The organism is Rhodococcus sp. NPDC003382 (assembly GCF_053589135.1).
The window spans coordinates 156,751-177,504 of record NZ_JBSFRH010000001.1; the positions used below are offsets into that span (position 1 = coordinate 156,751).

The 20,754-nt window shown below is 69.2% G+C and carries 18 protein-coding genes and 1 pseudogene; 10 read left to right on the forward strand and 9 right to left on the reverse strand.

The window, feature by feature from the left end; genetic code table 11:
• Positions 1-10 precede the first annotated feature (10 nt).
• The 7 genes from ACWDUD_RS00760 to ACWDUD_RS00790 all read right to left on the reverse strand — a co-directional run bounded on the left by ACWDUD_RS00760 (position 11) and on the right by ACWDUD_RS00790 (position 7,359).
• Entirely contained in the window at positions 11-859 is an 849-nt protein-coding gene (locus ACWDUD_RS00760) for a universal stress protein (RefSeq protein WP_450108053.1), read from the reverse strand.
• A 76-nt stretch (positions 860-935) separates the two neighbouring features.
• Positions 936-1,826 (reverse strand): polyphosphate kinase 2, encoded by an 891-nt coding sequence (gene ppk2, locus ACWDUD_RS00765; RefSeq protein ID WP_450108054.1) that lies wholly within the window; start codon positions 1,824-1,826, stop codon positions 936-938.
• Between the two features lie 92 nt (positions 1,827-1,918).
• A complete protein-coding gene (locus ACWDUD_RS00770) occupies positions 1,919-2,674 on the reverse strand; it encodes a sirohydrochlorin chelatase (RefSeq protein ID WP_450108055.1) in 756 nt (251 codons plus the stop codon).
• A complete protein-coding gene (locus ACWDUD_RS00775) occupies positions 2,671-3,972 on the reverse strand; it encodes a sulfate adenylyltransferase subunit 1 (protein ID WP_450108056.1) in 1,302 nt (433 codons plus the stop codon). The genes ACWDUD_RS00770 and ACWDUD_RS00775 overlap by 4 nt, the downstream gene beginning before the upstream one ends.
• A gap of 2 nt (positions 3,973-3,974) precedes the next feature.
• Positions 3,975-4,919 carry a sulfate adenylyltransferase subunit CysD gene (gene cysD, locus ACWDUD_RS00780; RefSeq protein ID WP_197252170.1) on the reverse strand — a complete coding sequence of 315 codons (945 nt, stop codon included), beginning with the start codon at positions 4,917-4,919 and terminating at the stop codon, positions 3,975-3,977.
• Positions 4,916-5,641 (reverse strand): phosphoadenylyl-sulfate reductase, encoded by a 726-nt coding sequence (locus ACWDUD_RS00785; protein ID WP_197252169.1) that lies wholly within the window; start codon positions 5,639-5,641, stop codon positions 4,916-4,918. Before ACWDUD_RS00785 ends, cysD begins: the two co-directional genes overlap by 4 nt.
• Positions 5,638-7,359 (reverse strand): nitrite/sulfite reductase, encoded by a 1,722-nt coding sequence (locus ACWDUD_RS00790; RefSeq protein WP_197252168.1) that lies wholly within the window; start codon positions 7,357-7,359, stop codon positions 5,638-5,640. Before ACWDUD_RS00790 ends, ACWDUD_RS00785 begins: the two co-directional genes overlap by 4 nt.
• 371 nt (positions 7,360-7,730) lie before the next feature.
• Here ACWDUD_RS00790 and hemW point away from each other — a divergent pair, with 371 nt between their 5' ends.
• Positions 7,731-8,954, forward strand: coding sequence for a radical SAM family heme chaperone HemW (gene hemW, locus ACWDUD_RS00795; protein ID WP_450108147.1), 1,224 nt, complete (start codon positions 7,731-7,733; stop codon positions 8,952-8,954).
• A gap of 119 nt (positions 8,955-9,073) precedes the next feature.
• Here the strand turns inward: hemW and ACWDUD_RS00800 are convergent.
• A pseudogene (locus ACWDUD_RS00800) lies at positions 9,074-9,379 on the reverse strand (type II toxin-antitoxin system VapB family antitoxin); the annotation flags it as partial.
• A 161-nt stretch (positions 9,380-9,540) separates the two neighbouring features.
• Between ACWDUD_RS00800 and hrcA the strand changes: the two are divergent.
• Genes hrcA through ACWDUD_RS00820 form a run of 4 tightly spaced genes read left to right on the forward strand, consistent with a single transcriptional unit; the run spans position 9,541 to position 13,321 of the window.
• Positions 9,541-10,584: a heat-inducible transcriptional repressor HrcA gene (hrcA, locus tag ACWDUD_RS00805; protein ID WP_248673306.1), complete on the forward strand. Its 1,044-nt coding sequence runs from the start codon at positions 9,541-9,543 to the stop codon at positions 10,582-10,584.
• Between the two features lie 42 nt (positions 10,585-10,626).
• On the forward strand, positions 10,627-11,778 hold the full coding sequence (gene dnaJ / locus ACWDUD_RS00810; protein ID WP_450108057.1) for a molecular chaperone DnaJ: 1,152 nt from the start codon (positions 10,627-10,629) through the stop codon (positions 11,776-11,778).
• Positions 11,779-11,787: 9 nt separating this feature from the next.
• On the forward strand, positions 11,788-12,549 hold the full coding sequence (locus ACWDUD_RS00815) for a 16S rRNA (uracil(1498)-N(3))-methyltransferase (protein WP_450108058.1): 762 nt from the start codon (positions 11,788-11,790) through the stop codon (positions 12,547-12,549).
• 10 nt (positions 12,550-12,559) lie between these two features.
• Positions 12,560-13,321, forward strand: coding sequence for an alpha/beta hydrolase family protein (locus ACWDUD_RS00820; protein ID WP_450108059.1), 762 nt, complete (start codon positions 12,560-12,562; stop codon positions 13,319-13,321).
• On the opposite strand, the gene ACWDUD_RS00825 is transcribed toward ACWDUD_RS00820, so the two are convergent.
• A complete protein-coding gene (locus tag ACWDUD_RS00825; protein ID WP_450108060.1) occupies positions 13,312-14,907 on the reverse strand; it encodes an MFS transporter in 1,596 nt (531 codons plus the stop codon). The two genes, ACWDUD_RS00820 and ACWDUD_RS00825, sit on opposite strands and share 10 nt — an antisense overlap.
• A 124-nt stretch (positions 14,908-15,031) precedes the next feature.
• On the opposite strand from ACWDUD_RS00825, the gene ACWDUD_RS00830 reads away from it, so the two are divergent.
• The 5 genes from ACWDUD_RS00830 (at position 15,032) to era (ending at position 20,661) form a co-directional block, all read left to right on the forward strand.
• A complete protein-coding gene (locus tag ACWDUD_RS00830) occupies positions 15,032-15,697 on the forward strand; it encodes a TetR/AcrR family transcriptional regulator (RefSeq protein WP_374068687.1) in 666 nt (221 codons plus the stop codon).
• A gap of 93 nt (positions 15,698-15,790) precedes the next feature.
• On the forward strand, positions 15,791-17,800 hold the full coding sequence (locus ACWDUD_RS00835) for a PhoH family protein (protein WP_450108061.1): 2,010 nt from the start codon (positions 15,791-15,793) through the stop codon (positions 17,798-17,800).
• Positions 17,801-17,849: 49 nt separating this feature from the next.
• Complete coding sequence (gene ybeY, locus ACWDUD_RS00840) at positions 17,850-18,392, forward strand: rRNA maturation RNase YbeY (RefSeq protein ID WP_248673304.1); 543 nt, start codon at positions 17,850-17,852, stop codon at positions 18,390-18,392.
• 24 nt (positions 18,393-18,416) lie between these two features.
• The gene (locus ACWDUD_RS00845) at positions 18,417-19,724 is read left to right on the forward strand and encodes a hemolysin family protein (protein WP_450108062.1); all 1,308 of its coding nucleotides are present in this window, start codon (positions 18,417-18,419) and stop codon (positions 19,722-19,724) included.
• Positions 19,725-19,743: 19 nt separating this feature from the next.
• Positions 19,744-20,661, forward strand: a complete 918-nt coding sequence (era, locus tag ACWDUD_RS00850) for a GTPase Era (RefSeq protein ID WP_197252158.1) — start codon at positions 19,744-19,746, stop codon at positions 20,659-20,661.
• The last annotated feature ends 93 nt before the right edge of the window (positions 20,662-20,754 follow it).

The following is a 20,754-nucleotide window of genomic DNA, read 5'->3' on the forward strand; positions in this document are numbered from 1 at the left end:
CCCGGTCCGGTCAGCTCTCCCGGGCGACCAGGACCGGGCACAGCGCGTGATGCAGCAGCGACTGGCTGGTGGATCCGAGCACCGCGGCGGTCATCGGGCTGCGGCCGTGGCTGCCGACGACGACCAGCTGCGACCGCGCGGAATGCTCGAGCAGCGCCTCCTCCGGCTTGCCGCGCTCGACGCTGTGCGTGACCTCCACGTCGGGGTAGCGGCTCCGCCATCCGGCGAGGCTCTCGGCCACCATCGCGGTCTGCTGTTTCACGTAGTCCTCCCAGTCGATGAACCGGGAACCCTCCCCGTAGGTGAGGGTGGACTGTTCGGTCCAGCTGTGGACGGCGACCAAGGGGGCACCGACGAACGCCGCGAACTCGAAGGCGTGCTCGATCGCCTTGACGCTGAGTTCACTGCCGTCGACCCCGACGGCCACGGGACGGCCGTTGACCGCCTCGGGGGGCGGTTCGCCGCGCCACGACACGACCGGGCACTTCGCGTGATTGGTCGTGTACACGACGTCGGAGCCGTGGAACATCGACTGCCACTCCGTGGTCGTCAGGTGACCGAGCACGATCATCCGGGCCGTTCCGGACTTCTCGACCAGCACCTTCTGCGGTGTGCCGTGTTCGATGTCGCGTTCGATCTCGACCCCACCCGGTCCGGCCCGCACCGCGGTCTCGGCGGCGTCGAGGAGTCCTTCGGGGTCGCCGTAGTCGCCCCCGGATCCGTTCGGTTGCACATGGAGCAGGTGGAGAGGCTCGCCGAACCGTTGCGCGACGGAGGCTGCCCAGCGCGCGGCACCCAGCGCGCTGTCCGATCCGTCGATGCCCGCCACGATTCCGCGTCTGATCGATGCTGTGCTCATGGTGGTGACTCCTTGGACTCCCATCCAGTGTGAGCCAGATCCCACGATCTTGTCAGCATTCCGCACGCGAGGCGGATCAGTCTCCGACGGCGTGCTTTCCGCGTTGCACGATCTTCGGGTCGGGGTCGAACACCACCTGCCGGTCCTTGTCGTCGTAGTCGAACCTGTTCAGGAAGTGCCGCATCGCGTTGATGCGTGCGCGCTTCTTGTCGTTGGATTTGATCGTGGTCCACGGCGCGTGGTCGGTGTCCGTCCGTCGGAACATCTCCTCCTTCGCCTCGGTGTACTTCTCCCACTTGTCCAGTGACTCGAGGTCCATGTTCGACAGCTTCCAGCGGCGGACCGGATCGAGCTGGCGGATCGCGAACCGGGTGCGCTGCTCGTTGCGGGTCACCGAGAACCAGAACTTGGTCAGGGAGATCCCGGCGTCGATGATCAGCTGCTCGAACAGCGGCACGTGCGTCATGAAGTTCTCGTACTCGTCGTCGGTGCAGAAGCCCATCACCCGTTCCACACCGGCGCGGTTGTACCAGGACCGGTCGAACAAGACGAGCTCACCGGCCGTGGGGAAGTGGGCGATGTATCGCTGCAGGTACCACTGTCCGCTCTCGCGTTCGGACGGTTTGCTCAGCGCGACCACCCGGGCGTGCCGCACGTTGATGTACTCCTGGAAGCGTTTGATCGTGCCGCCCTTGCCGGCGGCGTCACGGCCTTCGAACACGATGATGTGCTTGGAACCGTTCTCGAGCGACCAGGACTGGAACTTCAGGAGCTCGATCTGCAGCAGGTACTTCTCGACCTCGTAGGTCGCGCGGTCCATGCGGTGGTCGTACGGGTAGTTCTCCCGCCAGGTGTCGACGGCGCGGCCGTCGATGTCGATGAGATCGGGGTCTTCGCCGTGGTCGTCGCGCACGGAGAACCCCTCGGTGCGGAGCCGGTCGATGTAGTGGCGCAATTCGCTCTGCACGGGAGTCTCCTGGTCCTCGGTGCAACGGGGAACGGCATCCGTTGTAACCGTTGCAGATGAACCAGGGTAGAACGACACGCGGCCGCGCGGGCTCAGGCGCTGCGCAGCACCCGGGTGCGCTCGGTGTCCGCGAGTGCCTCGTGGTACCGGCGCTCGACGAGGAATCCGACGGCGTTGCCGGTGGCGAGGGGAGCGGCGAACCGGACGTCGGGGAAGGCGGACCGCGCGGCGTCGCAGGTGCGGTCCCACAGGAGACCGGGAGCGAGCAGCCACGGCGCGACGACGAGCCGGCGGGCACCGGCCTCGCGGAGTTCGGTGAGCGCGTCGACGACACCGGGGGCCGACGTCGCGAAGCATGCCCGCACGTGGGTCCAGGAGGTGCCGTCGAGCAGTCGTGGCGCGACGGCGGCGGTTGCCGCGTCGGCGCCGGGTCGCCGGGAACCGACCGCGCACATCGCGATTCCCACGGACGGGTCGAGGCGCGAGACGCCGGTCGCGGCCACGTGGTCCCGTGCCGCCGCGGTCAGCAGACGGTCGGCGCCGAGGACGTCGGTGCACACCACATCGAGACGGGGGTGCCGGACGCGGGCGTCGGCGAGGATACCGGGCAGATCCACGCGCGCGTGGAATGCGCTGCCCAGCAACAGCGGAACGACGACCACGCGCCGATGCCCCTCGGCGGCGACGGCGTCGAGGGCCTGCCGCACCGAGGGCGCGTTGAGATCCAGGAATGCCAGGCGCACGGACCAGCCGGGTCGTCGCGCCCGCAACGCCGCGAGCGCGGCAGCCATGGCCTGCGCGGAGCGCGGGTCACGGCTGCCGTGCGCGACGGCGATCACCGGGATCATGCCGGGACGGATTCCCCGAGCTCGATCTGAGCCAGACCGTTGCCCACCAGGCCGGCGGCGAGCGTGTTCCCACCCGCCGGATCGACGAGCAGGAAGCTGCCGGTGCGGCGGTTCACGGTGTAGTCGTCGGCCGGGATCGGCTCCGCGACGCGCACCGAGATGCGGGCGATCTCGTTGAGCTCCACCGTGTCCGGGTGGGGGATCGACGTCAGGTTCTGCTCGTCGAAACGCTCCTCGAGCGCGCCGACGATGGCCTGGGTCGTGCGGGTGCCGTGCTTGAGCAGCAGCCGGGCGCCGGGGCGCAGCGGCTTCTCGGCGAGCCAGCACACGGTCGCCTCGAACTCGCCGAGCGGCTCGGGTGCCTTCTCGGGAGACGCGATGAGGTCACCGCGGGAGATGTCGACGTCGTCGGCCAGGATCAGTGTGACCGAGCGACCCGCGTGCGCGACGTCGAGTTCGCCGTCCGCGGTGTCGATGCGCTCGACGGTGGTGCGGATGCCCGAGGGCAGCACGACGACCTCGTCGCCGGGACGCACCGAACCGGACGCGATCTGCCCGGCGTAGCCGCGGTAGTCGGGGTACTCGGCGGTGCGGGGGCGGATCACGTACTGGACCGCGAAGCGCAGGCCGGACTCGTGACGGCCGTGCACGTCGGCGTCGACGGGGACGGACTCGAGGTGCTCGATGAGCGTCGGGCCGTCGTAGTACGGGGTGTTCTCCGAGCGGGTCGCGACGTTGTCGCCGTGCAGTGCGGAGACCGGGATCTCCTGCACGTCCTCGGGCGCCCAGCCCAGCGACGAGGTCAGCTCGTTGAACTCGGCGGAGATCTGCGCGAACACCGTCGCCGGATCCTCGACGAGGTCGATCTTGTTCACCGCGAGCACCAGCTTCGGCACACCGAGCAGCGCGAGGACGGCGGCGTGCTTGCGGGTCTGCGAGATCACACCCTTGCGGGCGTCGACGAGCAGCACCACGAGCTGCGCGGTGGACGCACCGGAGACGGTGTTGCGGGTGTACTGGACGTGGCCCGGGGTGTCCGCGAGCACGAAGCTGCGCTTCGGGGTCGCGAAGTACCGGTAGGCGACGTCGATGGTGATGCCCTGTTCGCGTTCGGCGCGCAGGCCGTCGACGAGCAGAGACAGGTCGGGGGTGTCGAGGCCCTTGTCGACCGAAGCGCGGGTGACCGCGTCGATCTGGTCGGCCAGGACGGACTTGGTGTCGTACAGCAGGCGGCCCACCAGGGTGGACTTGCCGTCGTCGACGCTGCCCGCTGTAGCGAGTCGAAGCAGGTCGCTCATGATCAGAAATAGCCCTCTCGCTTGCGGTCTTCCATGGCCGCTTCGGAAACTCGGTCGTCACCGCGGGTCGCACCGCGCTCGGTCAGGCGGGACGCGGCGACCTCGGCGAGGATCTCCTCGTTGGTCGAGGCCTCGGACAGGATCGCGCCGGTGGTGGACCCGTCGCCGACGGTGCGGTACCGCACCGAACGGGTCTCGAGTTCCTCGCCCTCGGCGGGGCCGCCCCACACGCCGGGGGTCATCCACATGCCGTCGCGCCGGTACACCGGACGCTGGTGCGCGTAGTAGATGCTCGCGAGCTCGACGTCGTCGCGGGCGATGTACCGCCAGATGTCGAGTTCGGTGAAGTTGCTGAGCGGGAACACCCGGACGTGCTCGCCGGGAGCGTGCTTGCCGTTGTACAGGTTCCACAGCTCGGGACGCTGACGCTTCGGATCCCACTGCCCGAATGCGTTGCGCAGCGAGAAGATCCGCTCTTTGGCGCGGGCGCGTTCCTCGTCGCGGCGGCCGCCGCCGAACACCGCGTCGAAGCGGTTCTCGGAGATGGCGTCGAGCAGCGGAACGGTCTGCAGCGGGTTGCGGATGCCGTCGGGCCGCTCGGTGAGGCGGCCGTCGGCGAGGTAGTCCTCGACCTTCGCGACGTGCAGGCGCAGGTTGTACTTCTCGACGACGTGGTCGCGGAAGGCCAGAACCTCGGGCAGGTTGTGTCCCGTGTCGACGTGCAGCAGCGCGAACGGCAGCGGCGCGGGCCAGAAGGCCTTGAGCGCGAGGTGCAGCAGCACCGTCGAGTCCTTGCCGCCGGAGAACAGGATCACCGGACGTTCGAACTCGCCGGCGACCTCACGGAAGACGTGGATCGCCTCCGACTCGAGCGCGTCGAGAGTGTCGAACTTGTTGCCGTCCAACTTGATTCGGGATTCCGAAAGGTTCGTGTCGATGAGTGTCATGAGGAGTGCAACCCGCATTCGGTCTTGGCTCGGCCGGCCCACCGTCCGCTGCGCGGATCGGCTCCGGGAAGTGGTTTGACGGTGCAGGGGGCGCATCCGATGGACGGATAGCCCTCGTCGACCAGGGGATTGACGAGAATCCCGTGCTCGTCGATGTAGTTCTGCATGTCCTCGTCCGACCACGCGGCGATCGGGTTGATCTTCACCAACCCGAACGCCTCGTCGAACGAGACGAGCGGCGCGTTGGCCCGAGTCGGGGCCTCGACCCGGCGGATGCCGGTGACCCACGCGCGGTAACCCTTCAGGGTTTCCTTCAGCGGCACCACCTTCCGCAACCGGCAGCACTCGTTCGGATCACGCGCGAACAGATCCTTGCCGAGCAACTCGTCCTGCTCGGCCACCGAGTGCGCCGCCTTCGCCTCGACGAGATTCACCCCGTACACCTGGGTGACGGCGTCCCGGGTGCCGAGCGTCTCGGCGAAGTGGTACCCGGTGTCGAGGAACAGCACGTCCACGCCCGGCCGCACCTGCGCGGCGAGATGCACGAGCACCCCGTCCTGCATGTTCGACGCGACGACGTAGCCGCTGCGGTCGCCGCTCACTGCGGAACCGAAGGTCTCCTCGGTCCATTGCAGCAATTCCAGTGCCGAGGCGCCTTCGAGGCTCGCAGCCCCCTGCGCGGCGAGAATTCGAAGGTCCTCGGTGGTCTCTGTGGTGGTCATCGAAGGTCCGCCTCCTCTGCGCGCACGGCCCACTGAGCGAACCGCTCACCCTCGGACCGCTGTTTGACGAAGTTGCGCACCACTCGCTCGATGTAGTCGCCGAGCTCGGTGCTGTTCACCTTGTGCTGCCGCAGTTTCCGGCCGAAACCGCTGTCCAGGCCGAGGCTGCCGCCGAGATGCACCTGGTAGCCCTCGACCTGGTTGCCCTCGCCGTCGTCGACGAGCTGGCCCTTGAACCCGATGTCCGCGATCTGCGACCGGCCGCACGAATTCGGGCAGCCGTTGATGTTGATGGTGATCGGGACGTCGAGCTGCGCGTTGATGTCCGCGAGCCGCTCCTCGAGTTCCGGTGCGAGCACCTGGGAACGCTTGCGGGTCTCGACGAACGACAGCTTGCAGAACTCGATGCCGCTGCACGCCAGCAGATTCCGCCGCCACGCGGACGGACGGGCCTGCAGGCCGAGCGGTTCGAGCTCGGCGATGAGCTCGTCGACCTTGTCGTCGGGGACGTCGAGGACGATCAGCTTCTGGTACGGGGTGAAACGGATCCGGTCCGAACCGATCCGCTCGACCGCATCGGCGACCTTCGTCAGGATGGTGCCGGACACGCGGCCCGCGATGGGGGAGAACCCGACGGCGTTGAGGCCGTTGCGCAGCTTCTGCACGCCGACGTGATCGATGGGGCGGGCGGGCTGTTCCGGCGCAGGGCCGTCGATCAGCGGGCGCTTCAGGTACTCCGTCTCGAGAACTTCGCGGAACTTCTCGATGCCCCAGTCCTTGATGAGGAACTTCAGGCGGGCCTTGGACCGCAGCCGGCGGTAACCGTAGTCGCGGAACACCGCGACGACGCCTTCCCACACGTCCGGAACCTCGTCGAGCGGGATCCAGGCGCCGACCCGCTGCGCGAGCATCGGGTTCGTGGACAGACCGCCACCGACCCACAGGTCGAAGCCGGGACCGTGCTCGGGGTGCTCGACGCCGATGAACGCGACGTCGTTGATCTCGTGCACGACGTCCTGCTGTCCGGAGATCGCGGTCTTGAACTTGCGCGGCAGGTTCGAGTACTGCGGGTCGCCGATGTAGCGACGGACGATCTCGTCGATCGCCGGGGTGCCGTCGATGATCTCGTCGAGGGACTCACCGGCGAGCGGGGAACCGAGCACCACGCGCGGGCAGTCGCCGCACGCCTCGGTGGTCTTCAGGCCCACCGACTCGAGGCGCCGCCAGATCTCCGGGACGTTCTCGACCTCGATCCAGTGGTACTGGACGTTCTGCCGGTCGGACAGGTCGGCGGTGTCGCGGCCGAACTCGGTGGAGATGCCGCCGATGGTGCGCACCTGCTCGACGTTGAGCGCGCCGCCGTCGCAGCGCACCCGCATCATGAAGTACTTGGCCTCGAGCAGATCGATGTTCTCGTCACCGGTGTAGGTGCCGTCGTAGCCCTGCTCACGCTGGGTGTAGAGACCCCACCAGCGGAACCGGCCGCGCAGATCGGACTTGTCGATGCTGTCGAAACCCTGGTGCGCGTAGATCTCCTCGATCCGGCGGCGCACGTTGAGCGGATTGTCGTCCTTCTTGGTCTGCTCGTTGGCGTTGAGCGGCTCGCGGTAACCGAGAGCCCACTGGCCTTCGGCCCGGCGCTTGGCCGGGCGTGCCGCCCGCGGCCGTGCGGGAGCGGCGGGATCTCCGGCGGGGGAGACGTCGGTGGTCGACGACATGCAGGGACTCCTGGGATTTGGCGAGGGACCGGGTCGGGGACGTCGCTGTGGGCTGTACTTCGCGCAGACATGCCTCGACCCGGCAGGATCTGGGGGCTTGCCGGGGGTGGTGCCGGCCGGCGGCAGTAGGTGACTGACTACCGACAGTCGGCGCAGGAACAGACGGCACAAGGCTGACAGCAGGACGCGCAGACGCGCTTGAAGTCGACGTGGCGGCGAGCCACGAGTCGCACTCCGAGTCCGGTCATGGCGACCATTGTGCCATGTCACGGGGGCGAAGCCGAATCCTGGACGACATTTCCACCCAAATCGCGGGAAATACCGAGGTCACCGCACCGCGGCCGGTCGGCGGCCCGCCCGGCTCTGGAACACTGGAAGCCGTGAGCGAGACGAGAACGGGCAACGCAACCGCGACCGACGACGGATTCGAACTCCCGGCCGCGGCCCGCGCCGGAGTCGGCAGCAGGCCGTTCGGGGTGTACGTGCACGTGCCCTTCTGCGCGACCCGCTGCGGCTACTGCGACTTCAACACGTACACCGCGGGCGAGCTGGGGTCGTCGGCGTCCCCGCAGTCCTGGCTCGCGGGCCTGCGGCGTGAACTCGACATCGCCGCGGACATGCTCGGCGCACCCGCCGCGGACACCGTGTTCGTCGGTGGCGGCACCCCGTCGCTGCTCGGCGCGGACGGCCTCGCCGACGTGCTCGGCGCCGTCCGATCCAGCTTCGGGGTCGCCCCCGGCGCCGAGGTGACCACCGAATCCAACCCGGAATCGACCGGACCCGAGTTCTTCGCCCGGATTCGCGACGCCGGTTACACCCGCGTGTCGTTGGGCATGCAATCCGCCGCCTCGCACGTACTGGCCGTGCTCGACCGCACCCACACCCCGGGACGGCCCGTCGCGGCGGCTCGGGAGGCCCGCGCCGCCGGGTTCGAGCACGTCAACCTCGACCTCATCTACGGCACCCCCGGCGAACGCGACGAGGACCTCGACCGGTCCCTCGACGCCGTGCTCGAGGCCGGCGTCGACCATGTGTCCGCGTACGCGCTGATCGTCGAGGACGGCACCGCCCTCGCGCGGAAGGTGCGCCGCGGGGAACTGCCCGCACCCGACGACGACATCCTCGCGGCCCGCTACGAACGCATCGATTCGCGGCTCGAGGAAGCCGGGCTGACCTGGTACGAAGTGTCCAACTGGGCGCGAGCCGGCGACCCGTCCGCGCGGTGCGCGCACAATCTCGGGTACTGGGACGGCGGCGACTGGTGGGGCGCGGGCCCCGGCGCGCACAGCCACGTCGGTGGAGTGCGCTGGTGGAACGTCAAACATCCCGCCCGCTACGCCGACACCCTCGCCCAGGGACGGCTACCGGTCGGCGGCAGCGAGCAACTCACCGCCGACGACACCCACACCGAACTCGTCATGCTCACCGTCCGGCTGCGCACCGGCCTGCCGTGGGCGGCACTGGGCGCGTCGGAACGGGACGCCGCACGGACGGTCGTCGCGGACGGGCTCGCCGATCTGCGCGGCGATCACCTGGTGCTCACCGACCGGGGCCGGCTTCTCGCCGACGCGGTGGTCCGCTCGATCCTCGTCTAGCTGCCGTTTCGCCCGTCGGGCAGGCCGGTGTCGAGGTCGATCCAGCTCGCCTCGGTGCTCGGAACCCCCGTGCCGGGAACTCCCGAACCCGGGATCTCGGCACCCGGACCGAGCGAACCGCCCGGAGTCAGCGCGTCGTAGTCGAACACCCGCGCGTGCATGACGGTGCGGTTGCGCAGCGCCGACCGCACCGCGCGATGCAGGCCGTCCTCGAGATACAGGACGCCCTGCCACTGCACGGCATGCGGGAACAGATCGCCGTAGAAGGTGGAATCCTCCGACAGCAGCCGATCGAGTTCGAGGACCTTCGTGGTGGTGACGATCTCGTCGAGCCGAACCTGCCGAGGTGGGATCCGAGACCAGTCGCGCAGCGACAGGCCGTGATCGGGATACGGTTTGCCGTCCCGGACACCCTTGAAAATCATGAATCCACAGTACGACGGACCCACGGCACCGCCGTCGCCTCGGGACAGTGCGCCGCGGCGACTAGACTGGAACGACGAGGCACACTGCGCGCGGCGCCGCGTGCGGGTCGCGCGTGGGCCCGAACCGTGAAGTGTGGCGACAGATACGGAGGTGGGCGGGGATGTCGAGCACCGAGGAACGGCGATTCCAGGTGTTGCGCGCGATCGTTGCGGACTATGTCGCCACCAAGGAACCCATCGGATCGAAGACGCTCGTCGAGCGGCACAACCTCGGCGTGTCCAGCGCGACCGTCCGCAACGACATGGCCGTACTCGAGGCCGAGGGATACATCACCCAGCCGCACACGAGCTCGGGACGCGTGCCCACCGACAAGGGATACCGCCAGTTCGTCGATCGGATCGCCGACGTCAAACCGCTCTCGGCAGCCGAACGCCGCGCGATCCTCCAGTTCCTCGAATCCGGTGTCGATCTCGACGACGTGCTGCGCCGCGGGGTGCGGTTGCTCGCACAGCTGACCCGGCAGGTCGCGGTCGTGCAGTACCCGACGCTGTCGGCATCGTCGGTGCGTCACCTCGAGGTCGTCGCACTGACCCCGGCCCGGCTGCTGCTGGTGCTCATCACCGATTCGGGCCGGGTCGATCAGCGCATCGTCGAACTCGGCGATGTCGTCGACGACGAGGACCTGTCCCGACTGCGCGAGCTGCTCGGCTCGGCGCTGTGCGGCAAGCGGCTCGCCGCGGCGTCGATCGCCGTGTCGGAACTGGCCGAGGAGGCCCCCGACGATCTGCGCGACGCGGTGATCCGCTGCGCGACGGTCCTCGTCGAGACGCTCGTCGAGCATCCCGAGGAGCGACTGGTGCTCGGCGGCACCGCCAACCTGACCCGCAACGCCGCCGACTTCGACGGTCACGCGGGGGTGCCCGGGTCGCTGCGTGCCGTCCTCGAGGCCCTCGAGGAGCAGGTCGTGGTGCTCAAGCTGCTCGCGGCCAGCCAGGACGCGGGTCGGGTGACCGTCCGGATCGGCGAGGAGACGCAGGTCGCGGAGATGCGCGGGACGTCGGTGGTGTCCACCGGCTACGGCGCCGCCGGTACCGTATTCGGCGGCCTCGGTGTGCTGGGCCCCACTCGGATGGACTATCCGGGAACCATCGCGTCGGTTGCGGCCGTTGCGAGATACATCGGTGAGGTGCTCGGCGAACGCTGAGCACCGTTCATGTGTGTAGAGAAGTAAGGACGAGAACCTAACGTGGCACGGGACTACTACGCGACGCTCGGCGTGTCGAAGAACGCGACCGACCAGGAGATCAAGCGCGCGTACCGCAAGCTGGCGCGTGAGCATCACCCGGATGTGAACCCGGACGAGTCGGCGCAGAAGCGCTTCCAGGAGATCTCCGCGGCCTACGAGGTGCTGTCGGATCCGGAGAAGCGGCGCATCGTCGACCTCGGCGGCGATCCGCTGGCGTCCGGAGGCGGCGGTGCGGGCGGCTTCGCCGGCGCCGGGTTCGGTGGTCTCGGCGACGTATTCGAGGCGTTCTTCGGTGGCGGCGCGGGCGGCGGCGCGCGCGGGCCTCGCGGTCGCGTGCAGCCCGGTGCCGATTCGCTGCTGCGTACGCGCCTGACGCTCGAGGAATGCGCGACCGGTGTCACCAAGACCATCACCGTCGACACCGCGATCCTGTGCGACGGCTGCGCCGGATCGGGCACCAACGGCGATTCGAAGCCGGTCGTCTGCGCGACCTGTGGCGGCGCCGGCGAGGTCCAGTCCGTGCAGCGTTCGTTCCTCGGCCAGGTCATGACGTCCCGTCCGTGCCCGACCTGCCGCGGTGCAGGCGAGACCATCCCGGACCCGTGCCGCAAGTGCGGCGGCGACGGCCGCGTGCGGTCGCGCCGCGACATCACCGTCAAGGTGCCCGCCGGCGTCGGCAACGGCATGCGCATCCGCCTCGCCGCGCAGGGTGAGGTCGGTCCCGGCGGCGGCCCCGCCGGCGACCTGTACGTCGAGGTGATCGAGCAGCAGCACGACGTGTTCGTCCGCGACGGCGACGATCTGCACTGCACGATCCGGGTGCCGATGATCGACGCGGCGCTGGGCACCACCGTCACCGTCGACACGATCCTCGACGGCCCCACCGAGATCACGGTGGACGCCGGCACACAGCCCGGCTCGGTCGCGGTGCTGCGCGGACACGGCATGCCGAAGCTGCGGTCGGGCACCCGCGGCGATCTGCACGCCCACCTCGAGGTCGTCGTGCCGACCAAGCTGGACCACAAGACGACCAAGCTGCTCGAGGACCTGCGTCGCCACAACGAGCGCGACCGCGCCGAGGTCGTGTCCAACAGCTCGCAGCACTCCGGGGGCCTGTTCTCCCGGCTGCGCGACGCGTTCAGCGCCCGCTAGGCGACGGCGGTGGCTGCGACCCTGTTCTATCTGGACCCCCTGCCCGGCACCGGTGAGGTCGCCGTGCTCGACGGCAAGGAAGGCCGGCACGCGGCGACGGTCCGGCGCATCGCGGTCGGGGAGCGGCTCGTGCTGTCCGACGGTCGCGGCGGTGTCGCCGACGTCGAGGTGAGTGCCGTGACGAAGGACCGGCTCGAGGCGACCGTCCTGGATCGCCGGGAGCTGGCCGCACCGTCCCCGTCGGTCACCGTCGTGCAGGCGCTGCCCAAGTCGGAGCGGTCGGAGCTGGCCGTCGAACTCGCCACCGAAGCGGGCGCGGACGCGTTCGTGCCGTGGCAGGCCGCGCGGTGCGTCGCGCGCTGGGACGGCCCCAAGGCCGACAAGGGTGTGGCCCGCTGGCAGGCGGTCGCGGTCGCGGCGGCCAAGCAGTCCCGCCGGGCACACATTCCGCCCGTCGCGCCGGTCACCCGCACCGCCGGAGTCGTGGCGCTCGTCCGCGAGACGGTCGCGCGCGGCGGAGTCGTCGCGGTGCTGCACGAGTCGGCGACCGCACCGTTCGCGTCGCTGCCGCTCGCGGACGCGTCCGAGCTGGTGCTCGTCGTCGGGCCCGAAGGAGGTCTCGACGACAGCGAGGTCGCGACGTTGACGGAGGCGGGGGCGACGCCCGTGCTGCTCGGCCCGACGGTGCTGCGCACGTCCACGGCCGCCGCGGTGGCGCTCGGGGCGATCGGAGTGCTGTCCGGTCGCTGGGGCGCACGCCCGCTCGACTAGCGTTTCGGCCATGTCGCGTACCCGCATCGCCTACGGCTCGGAACCCCAGCAGTTCGGTCATCTCTACCTCCCGGACGGTGCGGCCGGGAACGGACCGGTGCCGGTCGTGATGGTGATCCACGGCGGGTACTGGAGCGGCAACTACCACCTCAACCTGGGCACGCCCCTCGCGACGGAACTGGCCCGGCGCGGCGTCGCCGCGTGGAACATCGAATACCGCCGTCTCGGCGCGGGCGGACGGTGGCCGGAGATGTCCGCCGACGTCGTCGCCGCGCTCGACGCGACCGCGACGCTGGTGGCGGACCACGCCCGCGCCGCGGGCATCGAAGTCGACCCGACGCAGGTGCGGGTCGTCGGGCACTCGGCCGGCGGCCAGCTCGCGGTGTGGCTCGCGGGTGAGGACACGGCGGTGCGGCCGTCGCTGGTGGTCGGTCAGGCCGCGGCCTTGGACCTGGCGTCGGCGGGGGAGCGGGGCCGGCGCGTCGACTATCTCGAGGACCTGTTCGGCGAGCCGTTCGAGGACAACCCGCACGTGTATCGGTCGGCGTCGCCGCGGCATCGCGTGCCGATCGGCCGGCCGATCGTGCTGGTCCACGGATCCGAGGACGAGCAGGTGCCCGCGAAGGTCGCGGCGCGTTACGCCGACGCTGCCCGCGAGGCCGGTGACGAAGTGGCCCTGCACGTCGTCGACGGGGAGGACCACTTCGCGTTCCTGAACAAGGACAGCGTCTGCTGGAAGCTGTCGCTGGACCTACTGCTCGATCAGGCCTGACCGGTCCCGACGGGCACCCGCCCGGGCAGGATCACCGTGACGACGACGGTGCCGACCGCCAGCGCGATGCCCCCGACCAGCGCGGCGTCGACGATCGCGTGGGCGAACGCCGCGCTCGACGCATCGAGCAACGGCTGCGCGTAGGACTTCGCGAACGGATTCGCGGCCAGTTCCTCCGCGACGATCGCGGCACCACCGACCGAATCACCGGCCGCCTCGAGCGCGAGTGCCGCCTTGTCGGCCAGGTCGCCGGTGAGGTTGTTCAGCGGCAGACCGGACAGGAATCCGGCGATCTCGTCGTGGTACGACGTCGCGAGCACCGACCCGAGCAGCGCGATGCCGACGGATCCACCGAACTCGACGGCGGTGTCGTTGAGGCCGCCGGCCGCGCCCAGATCGGTGTCGGGGAATCCGCCCATGATCAGGTCGGTCGCGGGCGGGGTCGCCAGGCCGATGCCGAGACCGACGAGCAGCAGCGACGCCAGGAAGATGTCGTAGCCGGAGGTCGGTTCGAGCGCGGCGAGCAGCAACACTCCGGCGGAGGTCGCGACCATTCCGCATGCCACGAGGATGCGGGCACCGAACCGCGGAACGAGGCGACCGCCCAGCGCGGCGCCGACCGACACCGACCCCGCGAGCGGCAGCAGACGCAGGCCCGTCTCGAGCGGTCCGTAGCCGAGCACGAACTGGAACTGCTGGGCGACGAAGTAGATGAGCCCGAAGGTTGCGAAGAACAGCAGCAGCACCGAGATGCACGCGCCGCCGACCGCGCGGTCGGCGACCCGCCGCAGGTTCAGCAGCGGCTGCGGGTGCCGCAACTCCCACGCGACGAATGCGACCGCCGCGACGACCGACGTCCCGAGCGCCCCGAGTGCGGAGAGGCTCCAGCCGAAGTGGAAGCCGTCGATGATCGCGTAGACGACGCCACCGACGGCGACCACGGACAGGGCGCCGCCGATCCAGTCGACGCGGGTGAGGCCGTCGGCCTTCGAGGCCGGAACCAGCGCGAGGGATGCGACCGCGGCGAACGCGGCGATGGGAACGTTGATCAGGAACGTCGATCCCCACGAATGGCTCTCGAGGAGCCACCCGGCCAGCAGCGGCCCGAGTGCGATGGCGAGACCGGACGTCGCGGCCCATGCGGCGATCGCGCGGGCCCGCTCGGAAGCCGGGAACATGGCCACCAGCAGAGACAGGGTCGCGGGCATGATCACGGCAGCGCCGGTGCCCATGACGATGCGCGCGACGATCACCGCGGTCGCGCTGTCGGCGAGGCTGCCTGCGATCGCGCCGGCCGCGAAGATCGCCAGGCCGGCCAGGAGCGCGGCTCGGCGGCCGTAGCGGTCGCCGAGCACGCCGCACAGCAGCATCAGCGCCGCGTAGGGGACGGTGTAGCCGTCGATGATCCACTGCATGTCGGCGCTGGTGAGGGCGAGTTCGCGGAGCATGCTCGGCGCCGCGACGATGAGCGCGGTGTTGGCCATGACGACGATCAGCAGGCTCAGGCACAGCACCGCCAACCCCGCCCAGCGGCGTGGATAGGGCGGTGCGGGTGTGGACGCCGCGTGACCGGTGACTGTCGTCATGGACCTCTCCTCCGGGTGATCTCGAACACCAATTGCACAACTGTGTGCAACCTAGATTTCTGCACACGGGTGTGCAACTAAACTTGATCGAGGTCACAGATGTTCGGTGGAAGAGGTGTGCAACGTGCAGGAACCCGTCGCGCGACAGGCGAATTCGCACACGCCACCGGCACGGACCCGGACGAACGCCAACCGGCGCCGCATCCTCGACGCGGCGATGGAGTCCTTCGCAGCCGATCCCGACGCGAGCATGGATGACGTCGCCCGTGCCGCCGGCGTCGTCCGGCGCACGGTCTACGCGCACTTCCCGAACCGCGATGCCCTCGTCGACGGCATCGCCGCCGACGCCGCCGCGGAACTGGCCGCCGCGGTCGACCTCGCCGAACCCGAGGATCCCGACGTGGCGCTGGCTGTCGGTGCGCTCCGGACCTGGCCGGTCGGGGACCGGTACCGGTTGCTGCTGTCCTTCGCCCGCAAGGAAGTGGGCGAACAATGTATCGCCGACCTCGTCGCGCCGCTGCGCACCCGCACGCTCGACATCGTCGAACGCGGACGCGCCGCGGGGATTTTCTCCGACTATCTGCCGTCGGTCGTGCTGGTCGGGATGATGGAAGGCCTCACGATGGCGACCCTCGAACAGGCCAATCTGGGCCTGGTCCGCGACTCGGGCGAGAGCATCGCGCTGGGTGTGCTGGTGCTGGCCGGGGTTTCCCCGGAACGGGCCGCCCGGGTCGTCGAACAGGCCCGCCGGTGGCTGCACGAGCACGCCCCCGACCAGGCCCGGGGGTAATGCGGTGAATGTCGGTACTGCCCAGGGCTAGACTGGCACGATCACGACGACCGTCGTGTGGGAGCCGAACGGAAAGCAGGCCGTACCGTCCACGTGAGTGAATCAGACGACATCCGCGACTCCGCGGAACCTGAACGGACCATCGTCCGATCCAGTCTCGACCTGCCGCCGGAAGCGGCGGCTCCGCTGCTCGGGGCGGCCGACGAGAATCTCGTCGCGCTCGAGCGCGTGCTCGATGCGGACATCCACGTGCGCGGCAATTCGGTCACCCTCACCGGGACTCCCGCCGAGGTCGCCCTCGCGGAACGGGTCCTCGGCGAACTCGTCACGATCGTCGGCCGTGGCCAGCCGCTGACCCCCGACGCCGTGCGCCGCACCGTGGGCATGCTCACCCAGGGGCTGTCCGAATCGCCGGCCGACGTGCTGAGCCTGGACATCCTGTCGCGGCGCGGCAAGACGATCCGGCCCAAGACGCTCAATCAGAAGCGCTACGTCGACGCGATCGATGCCAACACCATCGTCTTCGGCGTCGGCCCCGCCGGTACCGGCAAGACCTATCTCGCGATGGCGAAGGCCGTGCAGGCCTTGCAGACCAAGCAGGTCACCCGCATCATCCTGACCCGCCCGGCCGTCGAGGCCGGTGAACGCCTCGGCTTCCTGCCGGGGACCCTGCACGAGAAGATCGACCCTTATCTGCGTCCGCTGCACGACGCGCTGCACGACATGATGGATCCGGAGGCGATCCCGAAGCTCATGCAGGCCGGCGTCATCGAGGTCGCGCCGCTGGCGTATATGCGTGGCCGGGCGCAGCCGTTGTCCACCAAGGTCCTCACGCCCGAGGGGTTCCGTCCGATCGGCGACGTGAAGGTCGGCGACGAGGTGATCGGTTCGGACGGTCGGCCGACCGAAGTGCTCGGCGTCTACCCGCAGGGATTCAAGGACATCGTGCGGGTGACTACCCAGGACGGGGCGTCCACCCTCTGCTCGACCGATCACCTGTGGTCGGTCTACACCCGCAGCGATCGCAGGCGCGGCAAGGGGCCGCGGGTGCTCGAGGCCAAGGAGATGATCGGCAATCTCCGTGCCGCGCACTACCACCGCTACGAGATTCCGATGCTCGCCGCGCCGGTCGAGTTCGCTCCCGTGCCGGTGCCGCTGGATCCGTACGCGCTGGGCCTGATGCTCGGGGACTGCTGCATGGCCGGCGTGGCTACGCCGAGCTTCACCACTGCCGACCCGGAGCTGGTCGAGGCAGTCTGGGGCACGAAGTCGCCGACCAAGTTCGTGCCGAAGGAGTACCTGCACAATTCGGCCGACGTGCGCCTCGCCGTCTTACAGGGTCTTCTCGACTCCGATGGTGGACCGGTCATTCAGACCGGTCGGACGTGCCGAGTGCAGTACGCGACTGTGTCGGATCAACTGCGCGACGACGTCCTCTTCCTCGTGCAGTCGTTGGGCGGCGTCGCATACAGCCGCACCCGGCCTGCCGAAGGTCGGAAGCCCGGAAACGCCCGCGGCCGCGACGTCGAGTACCGGCACGACGCGCACATCGTCGACATCCGTCTGCCCGAAGGATGCGTGCCGTTCCGGCTCCGAAGGAAAGCAGAGAAGTACGCGGAGAACAGCCCCAAGACACCTCGGCGGTACATCGAGAGCATCGAATCCGCCGGTACCGAGGAGGCGGTCTGCATCAGGGTCGCCGCTGCCGACTCGCTGTACGTCACAGAGGATTTCCTACTGACGCACAACACCCTGAACGACGCCTTCATCATCCTCGACGAGGCCCAGAACACCACCGCCGAGCAGATGAAGATGTTCCTGACCCGCCTCGGCTTCGGCTCGAAAATCGTTGTCACCGGCGACATCACCCAGGTCGACCTGCCCGGTGGTGCTCGTTCGGGCCTGCGCGCCGCCACCGAGATCCTCGACGACATCGACGGAATCCACTTCGCGACGCTCGACAGCAGCGATGTGGTGCGACACAAGCTCGTGTCCGACATCGTCGACGCCTACGGCCGCTACGAAGCCCAGCGTTCCGGCGAGGTCGCCCTCGGCAACCGGGCACAGCGGCGCTCCACGCAGCACCGGGTGCAGCGCCGATGAGCCATCCCCACTTCCGAATCCCGTCAGCAGTGCAGAAGGAACGACACCGATGAGCATCGAGATCTCCAACGAATCCGGGATGGACGTCGTCGAGGAGAACCTGCTCGACGTCGCCCGCTTCGTGATCGCGCGGATGGACGTGCACCCCGCGGCGGAGCTGTCGATGGTGCTCGTCGACTCCGATGCCATGGCCGATCTGCACATGCGGTGGATGGACCTGCCGGGTCCCACCGACGTGATGTCGTTCCCGATGGACGAACTCGAACCGGGCGGTCGCCCGGACGCACCCGAACCGGGTCCGTCGATGCTCGGTGACATCGTGCTGTGCCCGTCGTTCGCGGCGGATCAGGCCGCCAAGGCCGGGCATTCCCTCGACCACGAACTCGCCCTGCTCACCGTGCACGGCATGCTGCACCTCCTCGGCTACGACCACGCCGAACCCGAGGAGGAGAAGGAGATGTTCGGTCTCCAGAACCAGCTCCTCGAGGAGTGGTACGAGGAACTGCGCCGCGCCGAACACGAGGCCCGGCTCGCCGCCCGCGACCAGCAGCTGCTCGGCAAGGTCGGTCTGTCCGACAATCCCGAGCAGTAGCGGGGCCGTCGTGGGAGCAAACGCATGAGCGCCCTCGCACTCGTGGCGATCGCGGTCGTCCTGGTGCCGCTCGGCGGGCTGTTCGCCGCCGTCGATTCCGCGCTGAACACCGTCTCCGCCGCGCGCGTCGACGAACTCGCCAAGGACGAACGGCCGGGAGCACAGCGGCTGAGGCAGATCCTCGAGGATCGCCCCCGCTACGTCAATCTCATGGTCCTGCTTCGGATCCTGTGCGAGATCACCGCGACGGTGGTGCTCGCCGGGGCACTGCTCGAGGTCCTGGACCGCACGTGGGCGCTGGTCGTGAGCGCCACGGTCATGGTGCTCGTCGACTACGTCGTCATCGGGGTCGGGCCGCGCACGCTCGGCCGCCAGCACGCCTATCCGATCGCACTGGCCGCGACGATCCCGCTGCGGTTCCTCGGCGTGCTGTTCGGCCCGATCGGCCGGCTGCTCATCCTCATCGGCAATGCCCTCACCCCGGGCCGCGGCTTCCGGAACGGCCCGTTCGCCAACGAGATCGAACTGCGCGAACTCGTCGACCTGGCGCAGGAACGCGGCGTCGTCGCCGACGACGAACGCCGCATGATCCAGTCGGTGTTCGATCTCGGCGACACCACCGCCCGCGAAGTGATGGTGCCGCGCCCGGAGATGGTGTGGATCGAGGAGGACAAGACGGCGGGGCAGGCGACTTCGCTCGCCGTGCGCAGCGGTCACTCCCGCATCCCGGTCATCGGCGAGAACGTCGACGACATCCGTGGCGTCGTCTACCTCAAGGACCTCGTCCAGCAGACCTACTACTCGCGCGACGGCGGACGCAGCGTCAAGGTCGCCGACGTGATGCGGCCTGCGGTCTTCGTCCCGGATTCGAAACGGCTCGACGACCTGCTCGCGGAGATGCAGCGCGACCGCAACCACATGGCGGTGCTCGTCGACGAATACGGCGGCATCGCGGGACTGGTCACCATCGAGGACGTCATCGAGGAGATCGTCGGGGAGATCGCCGACGAATACGACGCCGACGAGACCCCCGATGTCGAGGACCTCGGCGACGGCACCTACCGGGTGTCCGCGCGTCTGCCCGTCGAGGACCTCGGTGAACTGTTCGACATCGAAATCGACGATGACGAGGTCGACACCGTCGGTGGTCTCCTGGGCTTCGAACTCGGCCGGGTGCCGCTGCCGGGTTCGGAGGTCACCACCCGCGGGCTGATCCTGCGTGGCGAAGGCGGTCCGAACGCGCGCGGTCGGGTGCGGATCAACACCGTGCACGTCCAGCGCGCCCCGGCCGACGAGCCCGAGCCCGAAACCGCCGAGGAATCCGAACGATGACCCACACCCAGGAGCTTGCATGACCGACACCGACTTCCGTTCCGGCTTCGTGTGTTTCGTGGGCCGTCCGAACACCGGCAAGTCCACGCTCACCAACGCTCTGGTCGGCAGCAAGATCGCCATCACCTCGTCGCGGCCGCAGACCACCCGGCACACCATCCGCGGGATCGTGCACCGCGACCACGCACAGCTGATCCTCGTCGACACTCCGGGTCTGCACCGGCCTCGTACGCTGCTCGGGCAGCGGCTCAACGACCTTGTGCGCGATACCTATTCGGAGGTCGACGCGATCTGCCTGTGCATTCCCGCCGACGAGAAGATCGGCCCCGGTGACCGGTGGATCCTCGATCAGGTGCGCAACGTCGCGCCGCGCACGACGCTCATCGGCGTCGTCACCAAGATCGACAAGGTCGGTAAGGAACAGGTCGCCGCGCAGTTGCTGGCGGTGTCGAAGCTGCTCGGTCCCGACGCCGAGGTCGTGCCGGTGTCGGCGGCGTCCGGGGAACAGGTCGAGGTGCTCGTCGACGTGCTCGCCTCGCACATGGAACCCGGCCCGGCCTTCTATCCGGACGGCGAGCTCACCGACGAGCCCGAGGAAACCCTCATGGCCGAGCTCATCCGCGAGGCCGCGCTCGAGGGCCTCGGCGACGAACTTCCGCACTCGCTGGCCGTCGTCATCGAAGAGGTGGTCGAGCGTGAAGGCCGCACCGAGAAGCAGGGCGAGATGCTCGACGTGCACGCCCTGCTGTACGTGGAGCGGCCGAGCCAGAAGGGCATCGTCATCGGCAAGGGCGGCGCGCGACTGCGCGAGGTCGGTACCGCGGCCCGTAAGCAGATCGAGAAGCTTCTCGGCGTGAAGATCTATCTCGACCTGCACGTGAAGGTCGCCAAGGACTGGCAGCGCGACCCCAAGCAGCTCGGGCGGCTCGGCTTCTGACACGCCCGGTCCGGCTCCGCCCCGCCCCGCTCGAACCCCGAGAAGGTACGGTCGTTCGGGTGCGTCACTAAATTTGACGCATCCGAGAGAACA

What these genes read in the sequence shown, in the direction of transcription:
- ACWDUD_RS00760 (WP_450108053.1), bottom strand. Translation starts at nt 859, where the DNA reads ATGAGCACAGCATCGATCAGACGCGGAATCGTGGCGGGCATCGACGGA.
- ACWDUD_RS00770 (WP_450108055.1), bottom strand. Translation starts at nt 2,674, where the DNA reads ATGATCCCGGTGATCGCCGTCGCGCACGGCAGCCGTGACCCGCGCTCC.
- ACWDUD_RS00775 (WP_450108056.1), bottom strand. Translation starts at nt 3,972, where the DNA reads ATGAGCGACCTGCTTCGACTCGCTACAGCGGGCAGCGTCGACGACGGC.
- cysD (WP_197252170.1), bottom strand. Translation starts at nt 4,919, where the DNA reads ATGACACTCATCGACACGAACCTTTCGGAATCCCGAATCAAGTTGGAC.
- ACWDUD_RS00785 (WP_197252169.1), bottom strand. Translation starts at nt 5,641, where the DNA reads ATGACCACCACAGAGACCACCGAGGACCTTCGAATTCTCGCCGCGCAG.
- ACWDUD_RS00790 (WP_197252168.1), bottom strand. Translation starts at nt 7,359, where the DNA reads ATGTCGTCGACCACCGACGTCTCCCCCGCCGGAGATCCCGCCGCTCCC.
- hrcA (WP_248673306.1), top strand. Translation starts at nt 9,541, where the DNA reads ATGTCGAGCACCGAGGAACGGCGATTCCAGGTGTTGCGCGCGATCGTT.
- ACWDUD_RS00820 (WP_450108059.1), top strand. Translation starts at nt 12,560, where the DNA reads ATGTCGCGTACCCGCATCGCCTACGGCTCGGAACCCCAGCAGTTCGGT.
- ACWDUD_RS00825 (WP_450108060.1), bottom strand. Translation starts at nt 14,907, where the DNA reads ATGACGACAGTCACCGGTCACGCGGCGTCCACACCCGCACCGCCCTAT.
- ybeY (WP_248673304.1), top strand. Translation starts at nt 17,850, where the DNA reads ATGAGCATCGAGATCTCCAACGAATCCGGGATGGACGTCGTCGAGGAG.
- ACWDUD_RS00845 (WP_450108062.1), top strand. Translation starts at nt 18,417, where the DNA reads ATGAGCGCCCTCGCACTCGTGGCGATCGCGGTCGTCCTGGTGCCGCTC.
- era (WP_197252158.1), top strand. Translation starts at nt 19,744, where the DNA reads ATGACCGACACCGACTTCCGTTCCGGCTTCGTGTGTTTCGTGGGCCGT.